The 15321-nt window shown below is 73.0% G+C and carries 11 protein-coding genes; 9 read left to right on the top strand and 2 right to left on the bottom strand.

Annotated elements, in window-relative coordinates:
- Positions 1–27: 27 nt before the first annotated feature.
- On the bottom strand, positions 28–969 hold the full coding sequence (locus ACF062_RS23930) for a bifunctional DNA primase/polymerase (protein WP_392141031.1): 942 nt from the start codon (positions 967–969) through the stop codon (positions 28–30).
- A gap of 421 nt (positions 970–1390) precedes the next feature.
- Here ACF062_RS23930 and ACF062_RS23935 point away from each other — a divergent pair, with 421 nt between their 5' ends.
- From ACF062_RS23935 to ACF062_RS23975, 9 genes are all read left to right on the top strand, one after another.
- Entirely contained in the window at positions 1391–1702 is a 312-nt protein-coding gene (locus ACF062_RS23935) for a hypothetical protein (protein WP_392141033.1), read from the top strand.
- A 221-nt stretch (positions 1703–1923) separates the two neighbouring features.
- The gene (locus tag ACF062_RS23940) at positions 1924–3141 is read left to right on the top strand and encodes an acyl-CoA dehydrogenase family protein (RefSeq protein ID WP_392141035.1); all 1218 of its coding nucleotides are present in this window, start codon (positions 1924–1926) and stop codon (positions 3139–3141) included.
- A 53-nt stretch (positions 3142–3194) separates the two neighbouring features.
- Positions 3195–4115: a bifunctional MaoC family dehydratase N-terminal/OB-fold nucleic acid binding domain-containing protein gene (locus ACF062_RS23945; RefSeq protein WP_392141216.1), complete on the top strand. Its 921-nt coding sequence runs from the start codon at positions 3195–3197 to the stop codon at positions 4113–4115.
- A gap of 1 nt (position 4116) precedes the next feature.
- Positions 4117–5160 (top strand): acyl-CoA dehydrogenase family protein, encoded by a 1044-nt coding sequence (locus ACF062_RS23950; protein WP_392141037.1) that lies wholly within the window; start codon positions 4117–4119, stop codon positions 5158–5160.
- A gap of 193 nt (positions 5161–5353) precedes the next feature.
- Entirely contained in the window at positions 5354–5761 is a 408-nt protein-coding gene (locus ACF062_RS23955) for a MaoC family dehydratase (RefSeq protein WP_356576968.1), read from the top strand.
- A complete protein-coding gene (locus ACF062_RS23960) occupies positions 5758–6924 on the top strand; it encodes a lipid-transfer protein (RefSeq protein ID WP_392141039.1) in 1167 nt (388 codons plus the stop codon). The genes ACF062_RS23955 and ACF062_RS23960 overlap by 4 nt, the downstream gene beginning before the upstream one ends.
- A 67-nt stretch (positions 6925–6991) precedes the next feature.
- Positions 6992–7897, top strand: a complete 906-nt coding sequence (locus ACF062_RS23965) for a DUF1906 domain-containing protein (RefSeq protein WP_392141040.1) — start codon at positions 6992–6994, stop codon at positions 7895–7897.
- Positions 7898–8078: 181 nt separating this feature from the next.
- The gene (locus tag ACF062_RS23970) at positions 8079–8660 is read left to right on the top strand and encodes a SigE family RNA polymerase sigma factor (protein WP_223775574.1); all 582 of its coding nucleotides are present in this window, start codon (positions 8079–8081) and stop codon (positions 8658–8660) included.
- A gap of 145 nt (positions 8661–8805) precedes the next feature.
- Positions 8806–10455: a long-chain fatty acid--CoA ligase gene (locus ACF062_RS23975; protein WP_392141042.1), complete on the top strand. Its 1650-nt coding sequence runs from the start codon at positions 8806–8808 to the stop codon at positions 10453–10455.
- 27 nt (positions 10456–10482) lie between these two features.
- On the opposite strand, the gene ACF062_RS23980 is transcribed toward ACF062_RS23975, so the two are convergent.
- The gene (locus ACF062_RS23980) at positions 10483–15252 is read right to left on the bottom strand and encodes a PAS domain-containing protein (protein ID WP_392141044.1); all 4770 of its coding nucleotides are present in this window, start codon (positions 15250–15252) and stop codon (positions 10483–10485) included.
- Between the last annotated feature and the right edge of the window lie 69 nt (positions 15253–15321).

Below are 15321 nucleotides of genomic sequence, written 5' to 3' on the forward strand. Positions count from 1 at the left end.
GGCGCTCCGCGTGGCGGGGCAGCTCGTTCACGCCTGCCCGGTGAGGCGTGCCGCCGAGGCGATCGTCGAGTGGGCCTCGCGGTGCGTGAGGCCCACGCGGAGTGCGGCTTCCGTGAGTTGGGGGGCCAGGGCCTCGCCGATGCCGTTCTCGTAGGCGCGGCAGGCGGCCCAGAAGAGGCGGGTGTTGCGCTGCCCCTCGTGCGCCGCGAGGACGAACTGCACGAGGCCTTGGCCCTGTTGTACGGCAGTGTCGGGGCCGGTCCGTGGGGGCGCCGTGTGAGGGGCGCGCGGTGGAGGCATGAGCAGCCGCAGCAGCGCGGGTGGGCAGGGCGCGGGCGGCAGTCGGGCGGTGCCGGGCACGGTGCCGTAGACGCCGTGTTCGGTACGGGAGCCGGGGCCGACGAGGTAGCCGCCCGCGCCGCGGATGTCGATGCCGGGCGCGAGCCGCCCCGCGGAGTTGGGGACCACGACGTCGGGCGGTCCCGACAGCCAGATGTGGCGGCCGCCGCTCGGCGTGGTCACGACGACGGTCTCGGGGATCGTGAACAGGTGACGCAGCGCCAGTTCCCGCAGCGCCGCGGAGGCGTCCGCGCCGGACTTGGTGTCGAGGTCGACGCCGATCAGATGGTGCGGAGGCAGCCCGCAGGCGATGCCGTATCCGGTGGCCCACGGGGCGGCGGCGAAGAGCTCACGGATGCGCCGCGGGTCGGTCGAGGCGTCGTACACGCCGTGGCCGAGACGGCCGCATTCGCCGTGGCAGGGCGGTGCCGGCCGGGGGGTGTCGTGGCGGGCCCCGGAGTGATCGGGCTCGGAGTGATCGGCCCCGGAGTGATCGGCCTCGGCGTGGTGAGGGGAGCGCAGGGCCGGGAGCTTGGTGCGGGAGAGCGGGATCACCGCGAGGCCCCGCTCGGCGGCGGACAGGGCGTGGGCGAGCGCGAGGGTGGTGACATGGCGGTCGGTGGTGGCCATGGCTACATTTTCGTACGCATGTTCGAGAAAGGGAAGAGGGGCTCCGCTCCACACGTCGCGGGGGGAACGGCCTGGAGGGGGAAGCGCCCCCTTCCTAAGGATGTCGAGGGTTCCGGCGAAACGCTTCGCCTCCTGCGGTGTCTGGGGGAGGCCGGGGTGTGGGTGGCCCGTGGGCGGCGCGCGAGGGGGCGGTGTGGGGCTGAACTGCGGATTCGCGGCGTGAAGCGCGTTTATTGACATGTCCTCACGCTTGCGGGGGAATCGGGACTTCCGGGGTGGTTCGCCGGGGACGGGTGGGCAACTCTGATCCCGCGATGTCGCGCAGCACTCCGGGGCGGTCGGCCGGCCCCCCTGGAGAACCCGTGTTTCCGGTACTCCCGGCTCACCGCCGGCGCGTATCTCCTGCCTTGGAGGAATAGACATGGCACGTATCCGTACGGTCCGAGTCATCGCGGCCGCCGCTGCTCTGCCGCTGGCCGCCGCGCTCTTCTCGGGTGCCGCGACGGCCGACAGCGGCGCGTTTGCGAACGACGGATCGAACGCGGGAGCGGCGACCGTGGACGGCAGCGGCGTCGACGGCAGCAACCACGGCAACTCGGCGACCACGCAGCAGCAGGCCGTCGGCGCCGGTGCCTCGAACCAGGACAACTCCGTCCAGGTGGACGGCTCGGCATTCACGGTGGTCGACCAGTCGAGCGAGGACGTCACGGTGAACTTCACCCCGCTCTGGTGAGCCGACGACCCCCGGAAGCGATGGGGATGGCTTCCAGGGGTCCGCGACGTGGGGTGTGACGGGTCATGTGCGGCGGCGCTTCGGCGCCGCCGCGCTGGCGTGTGCGTGCCCCGGACTTGTCGCGCGGTCCGATCTCTTGACGCGGGGGCCGTACCTGACGGACAGTCAGATTCCGTCGGGAACCGGAAACTTAGCTGGTACGAGATGGAGAGGCCGCCGGCGTGCATCTCGCCCCCACCGAACGCCAACGGAAACTACGTGCCGAGCTACGCGCCTACTTCCGGCGCCTGATGCCCGAGGGGCCACCCGGCGGCGCGGACGGGGCGGGGCAGCGCGAACTGCTGCGGCGCATGGGCGCGGACGGCATGCTGGGGCTCGGCTGGCCCGTCGAGTACGGCGGCCAAGGGCGCGGCGCCGACGAGCAGTTCGTCTTCTTCGACGAGGCGTACCGCGCGGGCGCGCCCGTGTCGATGGTGACCCTGAACACCGTCGGCCCGACCCTCATGAAGTACGGCTCCGAGGAGCAGAAGGCCTTCTTCCTGCCGCGGATCCTCGGCGGCGCGTGCGTCTTCGCCATCGGTTACAGCGAGCCGTCGGCCGGCACGGACCTCGCCTCGCTGCGGACCAGGGCGGTGCGGGAGCGGGGCGGGGCCGGCGGGCCGGGAGGCGGTGGCGGGGGTGAGGGTAAGGGTGGGGGCGGTGGCTGGCTGATCGACGGGCAGAAGATCTTCACCTCGAACGCGCAGAACGCCGACTGGATCTGGCTGGCCTGCCGCACCGACCCCGAGGCGCCCAAGCACCAGGGCATCTCGATCATCCTCGTGCCGACCACCGCCCCCGGTTTCTCCTGGACACCGATCGAGACCGTCGGCGGCCTGACGACGACGGCGACCTATTACGACGGGATCCACGTCCCCGCCGCGAACCTCGTCGGCGAGGAGAACGCCGGCTGGGGCCTCATCACCGACCAGCTCAACCACGAGCGGGTGGCCCTCGCCGCGATCGGCATGCAGGCCGAGGACTTCTACGCGGCGGCGCTGGACCTCGCGCGTACACCCGATCCGGTGACGGGCGAGCGGCGGATTGACGCACCGTGGGTCCGGTCGAGACTGGCCGAGGTGCATGCCCGTCTCGCGGCGACGCGCCTGCTCAACTGGCGTTTGGTGGGCGACGTGGGGGCGGGTCGCCTGGCGCCCGGGGACGCGAGCGGCGTGAAGTTCATGGGAACCGAATCGGCCGTCGAGGTGTACCGGATGTGTCAGGAGATCGCGGGCGAGGCGGGCCTTGTGCGGGCCGGTTCGCCGGGCGGGATCGGGGACGGCGAGCTGGAGCGGATGAACAGGGCCGCGCAGATCAACACGTTCGGGGGCGGGGTGAGCGAGGTGCAGCGCGAGATCGTCGCGACGATGCGGCTCGGTATGCGGAGGGGGCGTCGGTGAACAGCGACAGTGACGGCACGGTGCGGGGCGTGGCGGACGACGAGGCGCGGGGCATCCCGTACGACGCGCGGGGCATCCCGTACGACGCGTTGAAGGCGTTCGAGGGCAGGGTCGCGGCGGAGTCCGGCATCGGCAAGGATCCGGTCAACGCACCCATGATCAGGCATTGGTGCGAGGCGATGGGCGACACCCATCCCGCCTACGCGGGCGCGGATCCGATCGCGCCGCCCACGATGATGCAGGCCTGGACGATGGGTGGCCTCTCCGGGCACGAAGGGCGTTCCGACGCGTACGACGAGCTGTTCGCCCTGCTCGACGGCGCGGGGTACACCTCGGTGGTCGCCACCGACTGCGAGCAGGAGTACGTGCGGGCGTTGCGGCCCGGCGACGAGATCACCTTCGACGCGGTGATCGAGTCGGTTTCGGAGCGCAAGACGACCAAGCTCGGCACGGGCCACTTCGTCACCACGCGGATGGACATCAGGGCCGGTGGCGAGCTCGCCGGGACGCACCGCTTCCGCATCCTCAAGTACGCACCGGCGAGCCGAAAGCCGAAGGGCAGGCGCCCCCGCCCGGTGATCAACCGCGACAACGCGGGGTTCTGGGAGGGCGTCGCCGCACACCGCCTGCTGATCCAGCGCTGCGTCGGCTGCGCGGAGCCGCGCTTTCCCTGGCTGCCCGGTTGCAACGCCTGCGGCTCGCCCGACTGGGACACGGTCGAGGCGAGCGGTGAGGGCACGGTCTATTCGTACGTCGTGATGCACCACCCGCCCTTCCCGGCGTTCGATCCGCCCTACGCGGTGGGCCTCATCGAATTGGCGGAAGGCGTGCGGATCGTCAGCAACGTCATCGGCGTGCCGTACGACAAGGTGCGGATCGGCATGCCGGTGCGGCTCGCGTTCCTGCGGGTGGACGAGGAGCTGGAGCTGCCGTTGTTCCGGGCTCTGGACGACGCGGCGGGGGGCGAGGGCTGACATGGACTTCACGCCCACGGAGGAGCAGGCCGCCGCGCGGGACCTCGCCGCGGAGATCTTCGGCGACCTGGCCACGCCGGAGCGGCTCGCGGCGGCGGGGACCGGTTCGGACGCCGAGTTATGGAAGGCGCTGTGCGCGGCGGGGCTGCCGGGCGCGGTGGAGGATGTCGGGCTGCTCGGCCTCGTTCTGCTGCTCGAGGAACAGGGCCGGACGACGGCACAGGTCCCCTTCGCGGCGAGCTGTGTCTACGGCCTCCTCGCGGTGGCCGCGCACGGCTCGCAGGAGCAGCGGGGCCGGTTGCTGCCCGCCCTGCGCCAGGGCACGGCCGTGGCCACGGGGGCCTTTCCGGCTCGGAGCGCGGTGGAGGCCGAGCCGGACGGGGAGCTGGGCGGGATCCTGAGGGGCGTGGTGCCGTGGGTGCCATGGCTGAGGGATGCCACGCATGTCCTGGTGGCGGTGGCCGACCGCAGCCTGTGGTGGGTGCCGGTGGCGGGCGCGCGCGTGGAGCCGGTCGAGCTGACCGCGCCGTGGTCAGCGGGGCGGCTGACCCTCGACGGGACACCCGGGGAGCGGATCGGCGGGGCCGGCGCGTACGAGGACGTGCGGGCGACCGCGCGGACAGCCTTCGCCGGGCTGCAGGCCGGGGTGTGCGCGGGATCGTTGGCCCGCGCCGTGGCCCATACGAACGAACGCGAGCAGTTCGGCCGCCCGCTCGCCGCCAAGCAGGGCGTCCAACTCCGCGCCGCCGACGCCCACATGGACACCGAGGCGATACGGGTCACGGCGTACGAGGCGGCCTGGCGCCGCGACGCGGGCCTGCCGTACGCCACGCACGCGCTGACGGCGGCCTGGTGGGCATCGGAGGCGGGCAAGCGCGTCGTGCACGCGGGCCAGCATCTCCACGGCGGCGTGGGCGCCGACCTCGACCATCCCGTGCATCGGCACTTTCTCTGGGGGCGGCAGTTGGACGCGTACTTGGGGTGTGGGAGCGAAGTCCTGGAGGAGCTGGGCGCGTTGATCGCGTCGGGGGCGGTGGAAGGGTGATGGAGGGGTGACGCATACGGCAGATGCGGCAGATGCGGCAGATGCGGGAGGTACGACGGCTACGACGGATACGGCAGCTACGACAGCTACGGCGGATACGGCGGCGACAGGAGGTGCCCCAGTGGCGAGCGGGAAGGCGGCGGCGCGCTCGGCGGGGGCCGGCGCGTTCGCGGAGGGTGGGCCGAGTGCCCCGATGCGGGCGGGAGAGGAGCTGCCGCCGCTGGAGATTCCGGTCACCCGCACCCTGATCGTCGCCGGGGCCATCGCGTCCCGCGACTACCAGGACGTGCACCATGACGCGGAGCTCGCGAAGGCAAAGGGCTCCCCCGACATCTTCATGAACATCCTGACGACCAACGGCCTGGTCGGTCGCTACATCACGGACCACTTCGGGCCCACGGCGGTCCTGCGCAAGGTGGCGATACGCCTCGGCGCGCCCAACTACCCGGGGGACACGATGGTGCTGCGCGGCACGGTCGAGACGGTCGGCACCGGCCCCGACGGCGAGACGGCCACGGTCAGGGTCGTCGGCGCCAACGGCATCGGCAAGCACGTCACCGGCACGGTGACCGTGACCCTTCCCCCGGGGGGCGCCGCATGAGCGTCCGTACGCGCGACGGCCTCGGAGGCAGGGCCGCGATCGTCGGCATCGGGGCGACCGAGTTCTCGAAGGACTCCGGACGCAGTGAGCTGAAGCTGGCCGTGGAGGCGGTGCGGGCGGCGCTCGACGACGCCGGGCTGTCCCCCGCCGATGTGGACGGCATGGTCACGTTCACCATGGACACCAACCCGGAGATCACCGTCGCCCAGGCGGCCGGGATCGGGGAGCTCTCCTTCTTCTCCCGCGTCCACTACGGCGGCGGTGCGGCATGCGCCACCGTCCAGCAGGCGGCGCTCGCGGTGGCGACCGGTGTGGCCGAAGTCGTCGTGTGCTACCGCGCGTTCAACGAACGCTCGGGGCGGAGATTCGGCTCCGGGGTGCAGCAGCGCGAACCGTCCGCCGAGGGTGCGGCACTCGGCTGGGCCCTGCCGTTCGGGCTGCTGACCCCCGCGTCCTGGGTGGCGATGGCGGCCCAACGCTATCTCCACACGTACGGCCTGACCCCGGACGCCTTCGGCCACGTGGCCGTGACGGACCGGAAGTACGCGGCGACGAACCCGGCCGCCTACTTCCACGGCAAGCCGATCACGCTCGCCGATCACGCCGCGTCACGCTGGATCGTCGAACCTCTGCGGCTCCTGGACTGCTGCCAAGAGACGGACGGCGGCCAGGCGATCGTCGTCACGGGCGTGGAGCGGGCACGCGACCTCCCGCACCCCCCTGCCGTGATCACGGCGGCGGCCCAGGGGGCCGGCCGGGCGCAGGAGCAGATGACCAGCTTCTACCGCGACGATCTGAGCGGGCTGCCCGAGATGAGCGTCGTGGCCCGCCAGCTGTGGCGCACCTCGGGGCTCGCGCCCTCCGATGTCGATGTCGGCATCCTCTACGACCACTTCACGCCGTTCGTACTGATGCAGCTGGAGGAGTTCGGGTTCTGCGCGCCGGGCGATGCCGCGGGGTTTGTCGCCGAGGAGCGGCTGCCGCTGAACACCCACGGCGGGCAGCTCGGAGAGGCGTATCTCCACGGGATGAACGGCGTGGCTGAAGCCGTCCGGCAGATACGCGGCACTTCCGTGAACCAGATACCGGGCGCCACGCACACGCTGGTCACCGCGGGCACCGGAGTCCCCACATCGGGGCTGATTCTGGGGTCGGACGGATGAACGTGCCGCGTGTCCCGGCTTGAGCCGAGGGGCAGGACCGTTCACTCACCGTATGCGTCACCAAAAGATGATCATTGGACTTGTCCTCGCGCTGGCGACCCTGACCGTCGACCTGACCGCATCGCCACCGGGCGCGGCGGCAACCCCGGGCCCGGCCCGGACAGCAGCGGACCCCGCCCCCGTCGAGGAGTACATGGGGCTCCCCGGGCCCGGTGCCACCGGGTCCACCGCGTGGCCCGCCCGGCTGCCGGCCGGGGTGCGGACCTTCCGTGGGCGGGCGTTCGACACCTGTATCGCCCCGTCCGCGGACACCATGCGGCGCTGGCGGAGTTCGCAGTACCGCGCCGTGGGTGTCTACTACGGGGGCCGCGGCCGGGCCTGCAAGAACCAGCCGCACCTGAGCCGGAGCTGGGCGCGCGCGGTGAGCCGGATGGGGTGGCGGCTGCTGCCGGTGTACGTGGGTTCGCAGTCGCCCTGTGTCATCGCGAGGAACAAGAAGGGAGTACGCATCGGACGGAACCCCTGGAGCCAGGGGAAGCGGGAGGGACGTGACGCGGTCCGCAGGGCCAAGACGGTCGGCATCCAGACGCGCAGCCCGCTCTACCTGGACATGGAGGCGTACGCCTACCGGAAGAAGGCGTGTGCCCGCACCACGCTCTCTTTCGTACGGGCCTGGGACCGCGAGGTGCGCAGATTCGGTTACGTACCCGGCTTCTACAGCAGCGCCGACTCCGGTGTGCGGCACATGGAGCTGTCGCGGCGGGCGGGTGTGCGCGACCTACCGTCGGTGATGTGGTTCGCGCGCTGGCGCGTCCGGCCGCACCTGTACCGCGAGCCCTCGCTGAGCCGAGCCGCCTGGAACCCGGCACGACGCATCCACCAGTACGCGGGGAACGTGAAGGAGCGGCACGGGGGACGCGCGCTGGTGATCGACCGCAATCTGATGCACGCTCCGGTGGCGCGCGTCCGCTAGGCGGCCCTGTCTCCCGGCGCCGTGCGCCGGGGCGGCTCTCAGGGGTTAACCCTCAGGGGTGCGCTGCACCTCCTCCACCTGTAGGAGGTGCAGCCGGCACCCCTCGTACAACCTGAGGCGGACACCGCTTCGGGACTTGGGGCCGATCCGCAGTGGTAGGGGGCGCTTCTAGCGTGGAGCCATGACCGCATCCATGGTGTCCGTGTGCACCAGCGCATCGAAGGCCGCGACGCGGGGCACGGGTCCGACGCGGGCCGCCGGGCCCTTCGCGTACCCGTCGTTCGCGTCCTATGTGCGGGCCCGCCAGCCCGTACTGCTGCGTACCGCCCGCTCGCTGACCGCGAATCCGAGCGATGCCGAGGACCTGCTGCAGACCGCGCTGACCAAGACGTATGTCGCGTGGGACCGGATCGAGGACCATCGCGCGCTCGACGGCTATGTGCGCCGGGCCCTGCTGAACACACGCACGTCGCAGTGGCGCAAGCGCAAGGTCGACGAGTTCGCGTGCGACGAGCTGCCGGAGCCCGACGTGCTGCCGACCGGGGACCCGGCCGAGCAGCAGGTGCTCCGGGACGCGATGTGGCGCGCGATCATGAAGCTGCCGGACCGGCAGCGGGCGATGGTCGTCCTCAGGTACTACGAGGACCTCAGCGAGGCCCAGACCGCCGAGGTGCTCGGGGTCTCGATCGGGACGGTGAAGAGCGCGGTGTCGCGCGCGCTCGGCAAGCTGCGCGACGACCCGGAACTCACCCCGGTCCGCTGATCCGTCCGCTGATCCGTTCGCTGACCCGTCACCAGGACCGGCAGTTGATCGATCATCCCCTGGAGTAGTGACATACCAAGCGGTATGCGCGCAGAATCAGCGCAACCCTTACCGCCGCGTAGGCGATGTCGCCCAGGAGGACGCCGTGCTGAGCACGATGCAGGACGTACCGCTGACCGTCACCCGCATCCTCCGGCACGGCTCGACCGTGCACGGGACGTCGCAGGTCATCACCTGGACCGGGGAGGGCTCCCCGCAGCGCCGCAGCTACCGCGAGATCGGCGAGCGCGCGGCCCGGCTCGCCCACGCGCTGCGCGAGGACCTCGGGGTCACGGACGACGAGCGCGTCGCCACGTTCATGTGGAACAACGCCGAGCACGTAGAGGCGTACTACGCGGTTCCCTGCATGGGCGCCATCCTCCACACCCTCAATCTGCGGCTGCCCGCCGAGCAGCTGACGTGGATCGTGAACCACGCCGCCGACCGCGTCATCATCGTCAACGGCTCCCTCCTCGGCCTGCTCGCACCGCTGCTCCCGCAGATGACGACCGTCGAGCACATCGTGGTCTCGGGGCCAGGCGACCGCTCCCTCCTGGCGGGGGCCCACGTGCGGGTGCACGAGTACGAGGAGCTGCTCGCCGGTAAGCCCACCGCCTACGACTGGCCCGAGCTGGACGAGCGTGCCGCCGCCGCCATGTGTTACACCTCCGGCACCACGGGAGATCCCAAGGGCGTCGTCTACTCCCACCGCTCCATCTATCTGCACTCCATGCAGGTCAACATGACGCAGTCGATGGGCCTGACCGACGCCGACACCAGCTTGGTGGTCGTCCCGCAGTTTCACGTCAACGCCTGGGGGCTGCCGCACGCCACCCTCATGACCGGCGTGAACATGCTGATGCCGGACCGTTTCCTCCAGCCCGCACCGCTCGCCGAGATGATCGAGACGGAGCGGCCCACCCACGCGGCCGCCGTCCCCACCATCTGGCAGGGGCTGCTCGCCGAACTGACCGCGAAGCCGCGGGACGTCAGCTCGCTCGGGCAGGTGACCATCGGCGGCTCGGCCTGCCCGCCGTCCCTGATGGAGGCGTTCGACCGCCTCGGCATGCGGGTCTGCCACGCCTGGGGCATGACCGAGACGTCCCCGCTGGGCACGGTCGCCCGCCCGCCCGCCCACGCGATCGGCACCGAGGAGGAGTTCGGCTACCGGCTCACCCAGGGCCGTTTCCCCGCGTCGGTCGAGGCCCGCCTGGTCGGCCCCGGCGGCGAACACCTGCCCTGGGACGGCGAGTCGGCCGGTGAGCTGGAGGTGCGCGGCCCCTGGATCGCGGGCGCCTACTACGGCGGCGCGGGCGGCGACGTCCTCAGGCCCGAGGACAAGTTCAGCGAGGACGGCTGGCTGAAGACCGGCGATGTCGGTGTGATCAGCTCCGACGGCTTCCTGACCCTCACCGACCGGGCGAAGGACGTCATCAAGTCGGGCGGCGAGTGGATCTCTTCGGTCGAGCTGGAGAACGCCCTGATGGCGCACCCGGACGTCGCCGAGGCCGCGGTGGTGGCGGTGCCCGACGAGAAGTGGGGCGAACGGCCGCTGGCCACGGTCGTGTTGAAGGAGAACGCGAGCGCCGACTACCAGGCCCTGCGCGCCTTCCTCGCCGAGAGCATCGCCAAGTGGCAGCTCCCCGAGCGCTGGGCGATCATCCCCGCCGTCCCGAAGACCTCCGTCGGCAAGTTCGACAAGAAGGTCCTGCGCAGGCAGTACGCCGACGGGGAACTGGACGTCACGCGGCTCTGACGCCGGGGATCTCGCCCGCCGCGGGCGTCAGTTGGTGCCGATCTTCGCCAGCAGGTCCACGATGCGGCTCTGCACCTCGGTGCTCGTGGACCGCTCCGCGAGGAACAGCACCGTCTCGCCCGCGGCGAGGCGCGGCAGTTCCGTCTCGTCGACGGCGGCTGTGTAGACGACCAGTGGGGTGCGGTTCAGCTGCCCGTTCGCGCGGAGCCAGTCGATGATGCCGGCCCTGCGGCGGCGCACCTGGAGCAGGTCCATCACCACGAGGTTCGGCCGCATCTGCGCGGCGAGCGTCACCGCGTCCGCGTCGCCGACGGCCCGCGCGACCTGCATGCCCCGCCGCTCCAGCGTCGAGGTCAGGGCGAGCGCGATCTCCTCGTGTTCCTCGATGAGCAGGACGCGCGGCGGGTGCTGCTCGCTGTCACGCGGTGCGAGGGCCTTCAGGAGTACGGCGGGGTCGGCGCCGTACGCCGCCTCGCGCGTCGCCTGGCCGAGGCCCGCCGTGACAAGGACGGGTACCTCGGCGGCCACCGCGGCCTGACGGAGCGACTGTAGTGCCGTGCGCGTGATCGGCCCGGTCAGCGGGTCCACGAACAGCGCCGCGGGGAACGCCGCGATCTGGGCGTCGACCTCCTCGCGCGAGTGCACGATCACGGGGCGGTAGCCACGGTCGCTGAGCGCCTGCTGGGTGGTGACGTCGGGCGCGGGCCACACCAGGAGGCGGCGCGGGTTGTCCAGCGGCTCGGGCGGCAGTTCGTCGTCCATCGGCTGGGGCTGGGGCCGGTTCGAGACCTCGACCGCGCCGCCCGGGCCGTCCAGCGGCTCCGGACCCTCGTCCGCGTCCTCGTCCGGGGCGCCGATGGCGTACGAACGTCCGGCGCCCTCGGTGGCGGCCGCGATACGCGACTGGGGGTGGCCCGGGGGCGGGGTGTGCGGCTGGGGGTGCGGGCGCGCCGAGGTCTCGGGACGCGCGGCACCCGCGGGTTCGGGCTCGGGAGGCGTGGCGAGGCGACGCCGGCGCCCGGAGCCGCTGGGGGGCTGTGCGTGCGGGGCGGCGGCCGGGGCCGGCCGCGAGGGCTCCCCGGCGGCTTCCGGCACGGGCGATGCCGGGGCCTGCGGCATCGGGCCCGGGCCCGCCGTGGGCTGCTCCGGCTGCGCGGCCTGGGGCGGCAACGGAGGCTGCGATGCCTGCGGCGCCTGTCGGCCCTGCTGCTCGGCGATCTGCTGGCCGAACGGCACGCCCTGTCCGAGCGTACGCACGCTGAAGGCGCGCCCCTGCGTCGAGTTGGGGTCACCGGGTCCGGCCTCGGCGGGCAGCGGCTGGGCCGCCGTACGCGCCTGGGTGCCGCGTTCGGGCGGCAGCGCCGTGCCCGCGGCAGGCGACGGAACGCCCGGCGCGGGGGTGGCCGTGGAGTGCGGGTTGCCCTGCGCGGGCACGCCACGGGCGGGCGTGGCGCTGTCGGGCCACGGCTGCGGTGCGGGCAGCGGCCCGGCTTCGGCAGCCGGGCGGCTCTTCGGGACGCCGGGGGCGGAAGGGGTTCCGTGGGCGGGCGTTCCGTGGGCGGGTGTTCCGTGTGTGGGCGTCCCTTGGGCGGGCGTTCCCTGAGCGGGGGCGGTCGGGGCCGCTGGAGCCGCCGGGGCAGGCGGCATGCCGGGGGCTGCCGGTGCGCTTGGGGCCTGGGGTCCTTGAGGGACTCGGGGGGCCTGCGGAGCCTGCGGGGCTTGCGGAGCCTGTGGGGCTGCCGGGGTCTCCGAAGCCGCCGGGTCCGTGGTGATCGGTCGGCGGGAGCGGCGGCGGCCCGTCGGAGCCTGCGTGGGGTGCGGCTGCGGCGGGGTGTGGTCGTCGGCGGGGCCATGCGGGGCGGTGGCGTGCTGCCCGGTGCCCCCCGGGGCCGCCGGATACCCCTGGTCGAGGGGGCCCGCGACACCGGGCCCCGGGGTCACGGCGCCCTGGCCTACAAGGCCTTGGCCCACAGAGCCTCGGCTCACGGCGGCTTGGTTCACCACGGCCTGGCCGACCTGGCCCTGGCCTGCGGCACTCTGCCCCTGGCCTACGCCACCGGGGTTCATGTCGGAGGGGCCCGTGTCGGCGGGGTTCACGGCCGTCGGGTTCACGCCCGCCGGATTCATGCCGCCCTGGTCCACCATGCCCTGGCCCACGGCCACAGCGCTCTGGTTCAGCACGGAGTGGCCGACGGCGCTCACCGTCTCCTGGGCGCCCGGCTCTTGGCCCGACGTGTCGCGGTCGGCGGCGGCCGGGGGCAGCGCGAAGACACGGCCGGTGTTGGCCTCTTCGGCGGCGGCCCGTTCCTTGGCCGCGGCCAGCGCGCGTCGCGCCCGCCGTCCCGAGGGGCGCGCGGCGTCGCCGTGGCCGGCCTCCACCGCGGCGAGTTCCGTGCCCGGGGTGGTGCCGGAGGCCTCGGACGGGCCCGAAGCCAGCGCGGGCAGCGCGTGCTGCTCACCGGCCCGCCGCGCGCGACGCCCGGTCCCGGCAGCGGGAACCGGTACGCCCTGCGGCGGCACGGTCTGACCCAAAGCCGCGGAACCGGCCGCGTGTTCGGCCGCCGTCACCACGGAGCCCACGGAGCCCACGGAATTCTCGGCGTTCTCGGCGGCACTTGGCCGCCCGCGCCGCCGCCCGGTACCGCCCGAAGCGCCACCGATCGTCTCCTGAGACTGTGCCTGCGGCACCTGCGCGCCGGACCCGCCCACCGCGCCGCTCGCCGGACCGGCCTCCGGCCCAGCCTCGGGGAAACCGCCCCCGAGAGTCTCCGGGTTCCCCGAAGCCGCGCCCGCCGCCTCTGCCGCGCGCCGTCCCCTGCGTCGGCCCGTACCGGTCGGCGCCGCGCCCTCCGTACCGCCGGAGGAATCCGTGGCGCCGGGAACGCCGCTTCCCAGGAAGGAGTCCACAGAGGGACGCCGGGCCCGCCGCCGCCCGCCGCCCGCAGCACCGGCGCCGGAGCTGCCGGACGCCTGCTCGGGCACCGCGACCGCCCCACCGGGGACGGCGACCGCCCCTGAAACGGCACTCTCCGTAGAGCCCACGGAACCGGCAGACCCGGAACCCTCCCCCGACCCCGACCCCGACTCCGACCCCGCCCCCATCGGAACCTCAAGAACGTACGCACTGCCGCTCATACCCGGCACCTCGTGCGTCTGCAGCACGCCTCCGTGGGCCCGCACGATGCCCCGCACGATCGGCTCGTGCACCGGGTCCCCGCCCGCGTAGGGGCCCCGCACCTCGACGCGGACGACCTCGCCGCGCTGTGCCGCGGCCACCACGATGGTCGAGTCGACGTAACCGCCCGCCGTGACGGCACCGGCGTCCGCGCGCGTGTTGCCCGTCGCGTCGATCCCGGCCACGTCGGCGACCAGATGAGCCACCGCGGTGGCGAGCCGCCCCGCGTCGGCCACGATCTCTATCGGCGGCGCGTGCACCGCGAACTGCGCCCGTCCGGGCCCGATCAGCTCGACCGCGCCCTCCACGCCGGCGGCGACGACCGCGTCGAGCATGACCGGCGTACGGGAGAGCTGTTCGTCACCCGCGTCGAGCCGCTGGAAGCCGAGGACGTTGTCGACGAGGGTGGTCATCCGGGCGTACCCGGCGGAGAGGTGATGCAGGACCTGATTGGCCTCGGGCCACAGCTGGCCCGCGTCGTCGGCGGCGAGCGCGGACAGTTCGCGGCGCAGTTCGTCGAGGGGCCCGCGCAGGGACGAGCCGAGGACGGCGAGGAGCTGCTCGTGCCGCGCGGCCAGGCTCTCGTACCGCGTCGTCTCGCGCTCGGCCAGCTCTTCGAAGCGGTCCTTCTCGCGTTCGGCGAGCGCCGCGTACCGCTCCTGTTCGGCGGCGAGTTCCTCCGCGCGCTGCTCCTCGGCGGCCCGGATCTCCTCGGCGCGCCGCTCCTCGGCGGCCTTGACCGCGTCCGCGTGCCGCTCCTCGGCCGCGCGGATCTCCTCGGCGTGGCGGGCGAGGGCGGCCTCGTACTTCTCGGCCAGCTCGTCGTAGGGCCTGCGGTCGGTGAACGTCATCACCGCGCCGACCAGTTGGTCGCCGTCGCGCACCGGGGACGTCGTCAGGTCGACCGGTACCTTGGCGCCGCTCTTGGACCACAGGACCTGCCCGCGCACCCGGTGCTTGCGCCCGGAGCGGAGGGTGTCCGCGAGCGGGGACTCCTCGTAGGGGAAGGGCTCACCGTCGGCGCGCGAGTGCAGCACCAGCGGGTGCAGCTCCTGTCCGCCGAGGTCGCTCGCCCGGAAGCCCAGTATCTGTGCGGCGGCCGGGTTGACGAGGACGACGCGTCCGTCGGTGTCCGTGCCGACGACGCCCTCGGCCGCGGCCCGCAGGATCATCTCGGTCTGCCGCTGCGAACGCGCCAGCTCGGCCTCGGTGTCCACGGTGCCCGAGAGGTCGCGCACGACGAGCATCAGCAGCTCGTCGCCGGTGTAGCCGTGGTTGTCGTACGCGTGCCTGCCGTCTTCCAGCGGGGAGCTGGTGACCTCGACGGGGAACTCGGTGCCGTCCGTGCGCCGCGCCGTCATGCGCGTGGGCTTCGTCCGGCCGCGTTCGTCGATGGTGTCCGGGCGCCGCATCGAGCCGGGGATGAGCCGGGAGTCGAACTCCGGCAGCAGATCGAGCAGACCGCGCCCCACGAGCGCGGTGCCCGGCGTCTCGAACGCCTCCAGCGCGATCGCGTTGGCGTTCACGACGGTGCCGTTGGCGTTGACGAGCACCAGCGCGTCAGGGAGAGCGTCGAGTATGGCTGCGAGGCGAGCAGCGCCTCGGGATGGCCTGCTGCTCACGACGACGCTTCCTCCCTGGTTACCGCTGCTTGCCGACCCGCTCAGGCCATCTTGCCCCTCGGCCCGTGG

The organism is Streptomyces sp. NPDC015345 (genome assembly GCF_043078805.1).
Classification (GTDB): Bacteria; Actinomycetota; Actinomycetes; order Streptomycetales; family Streptomycetaceae; genus Streptomyces.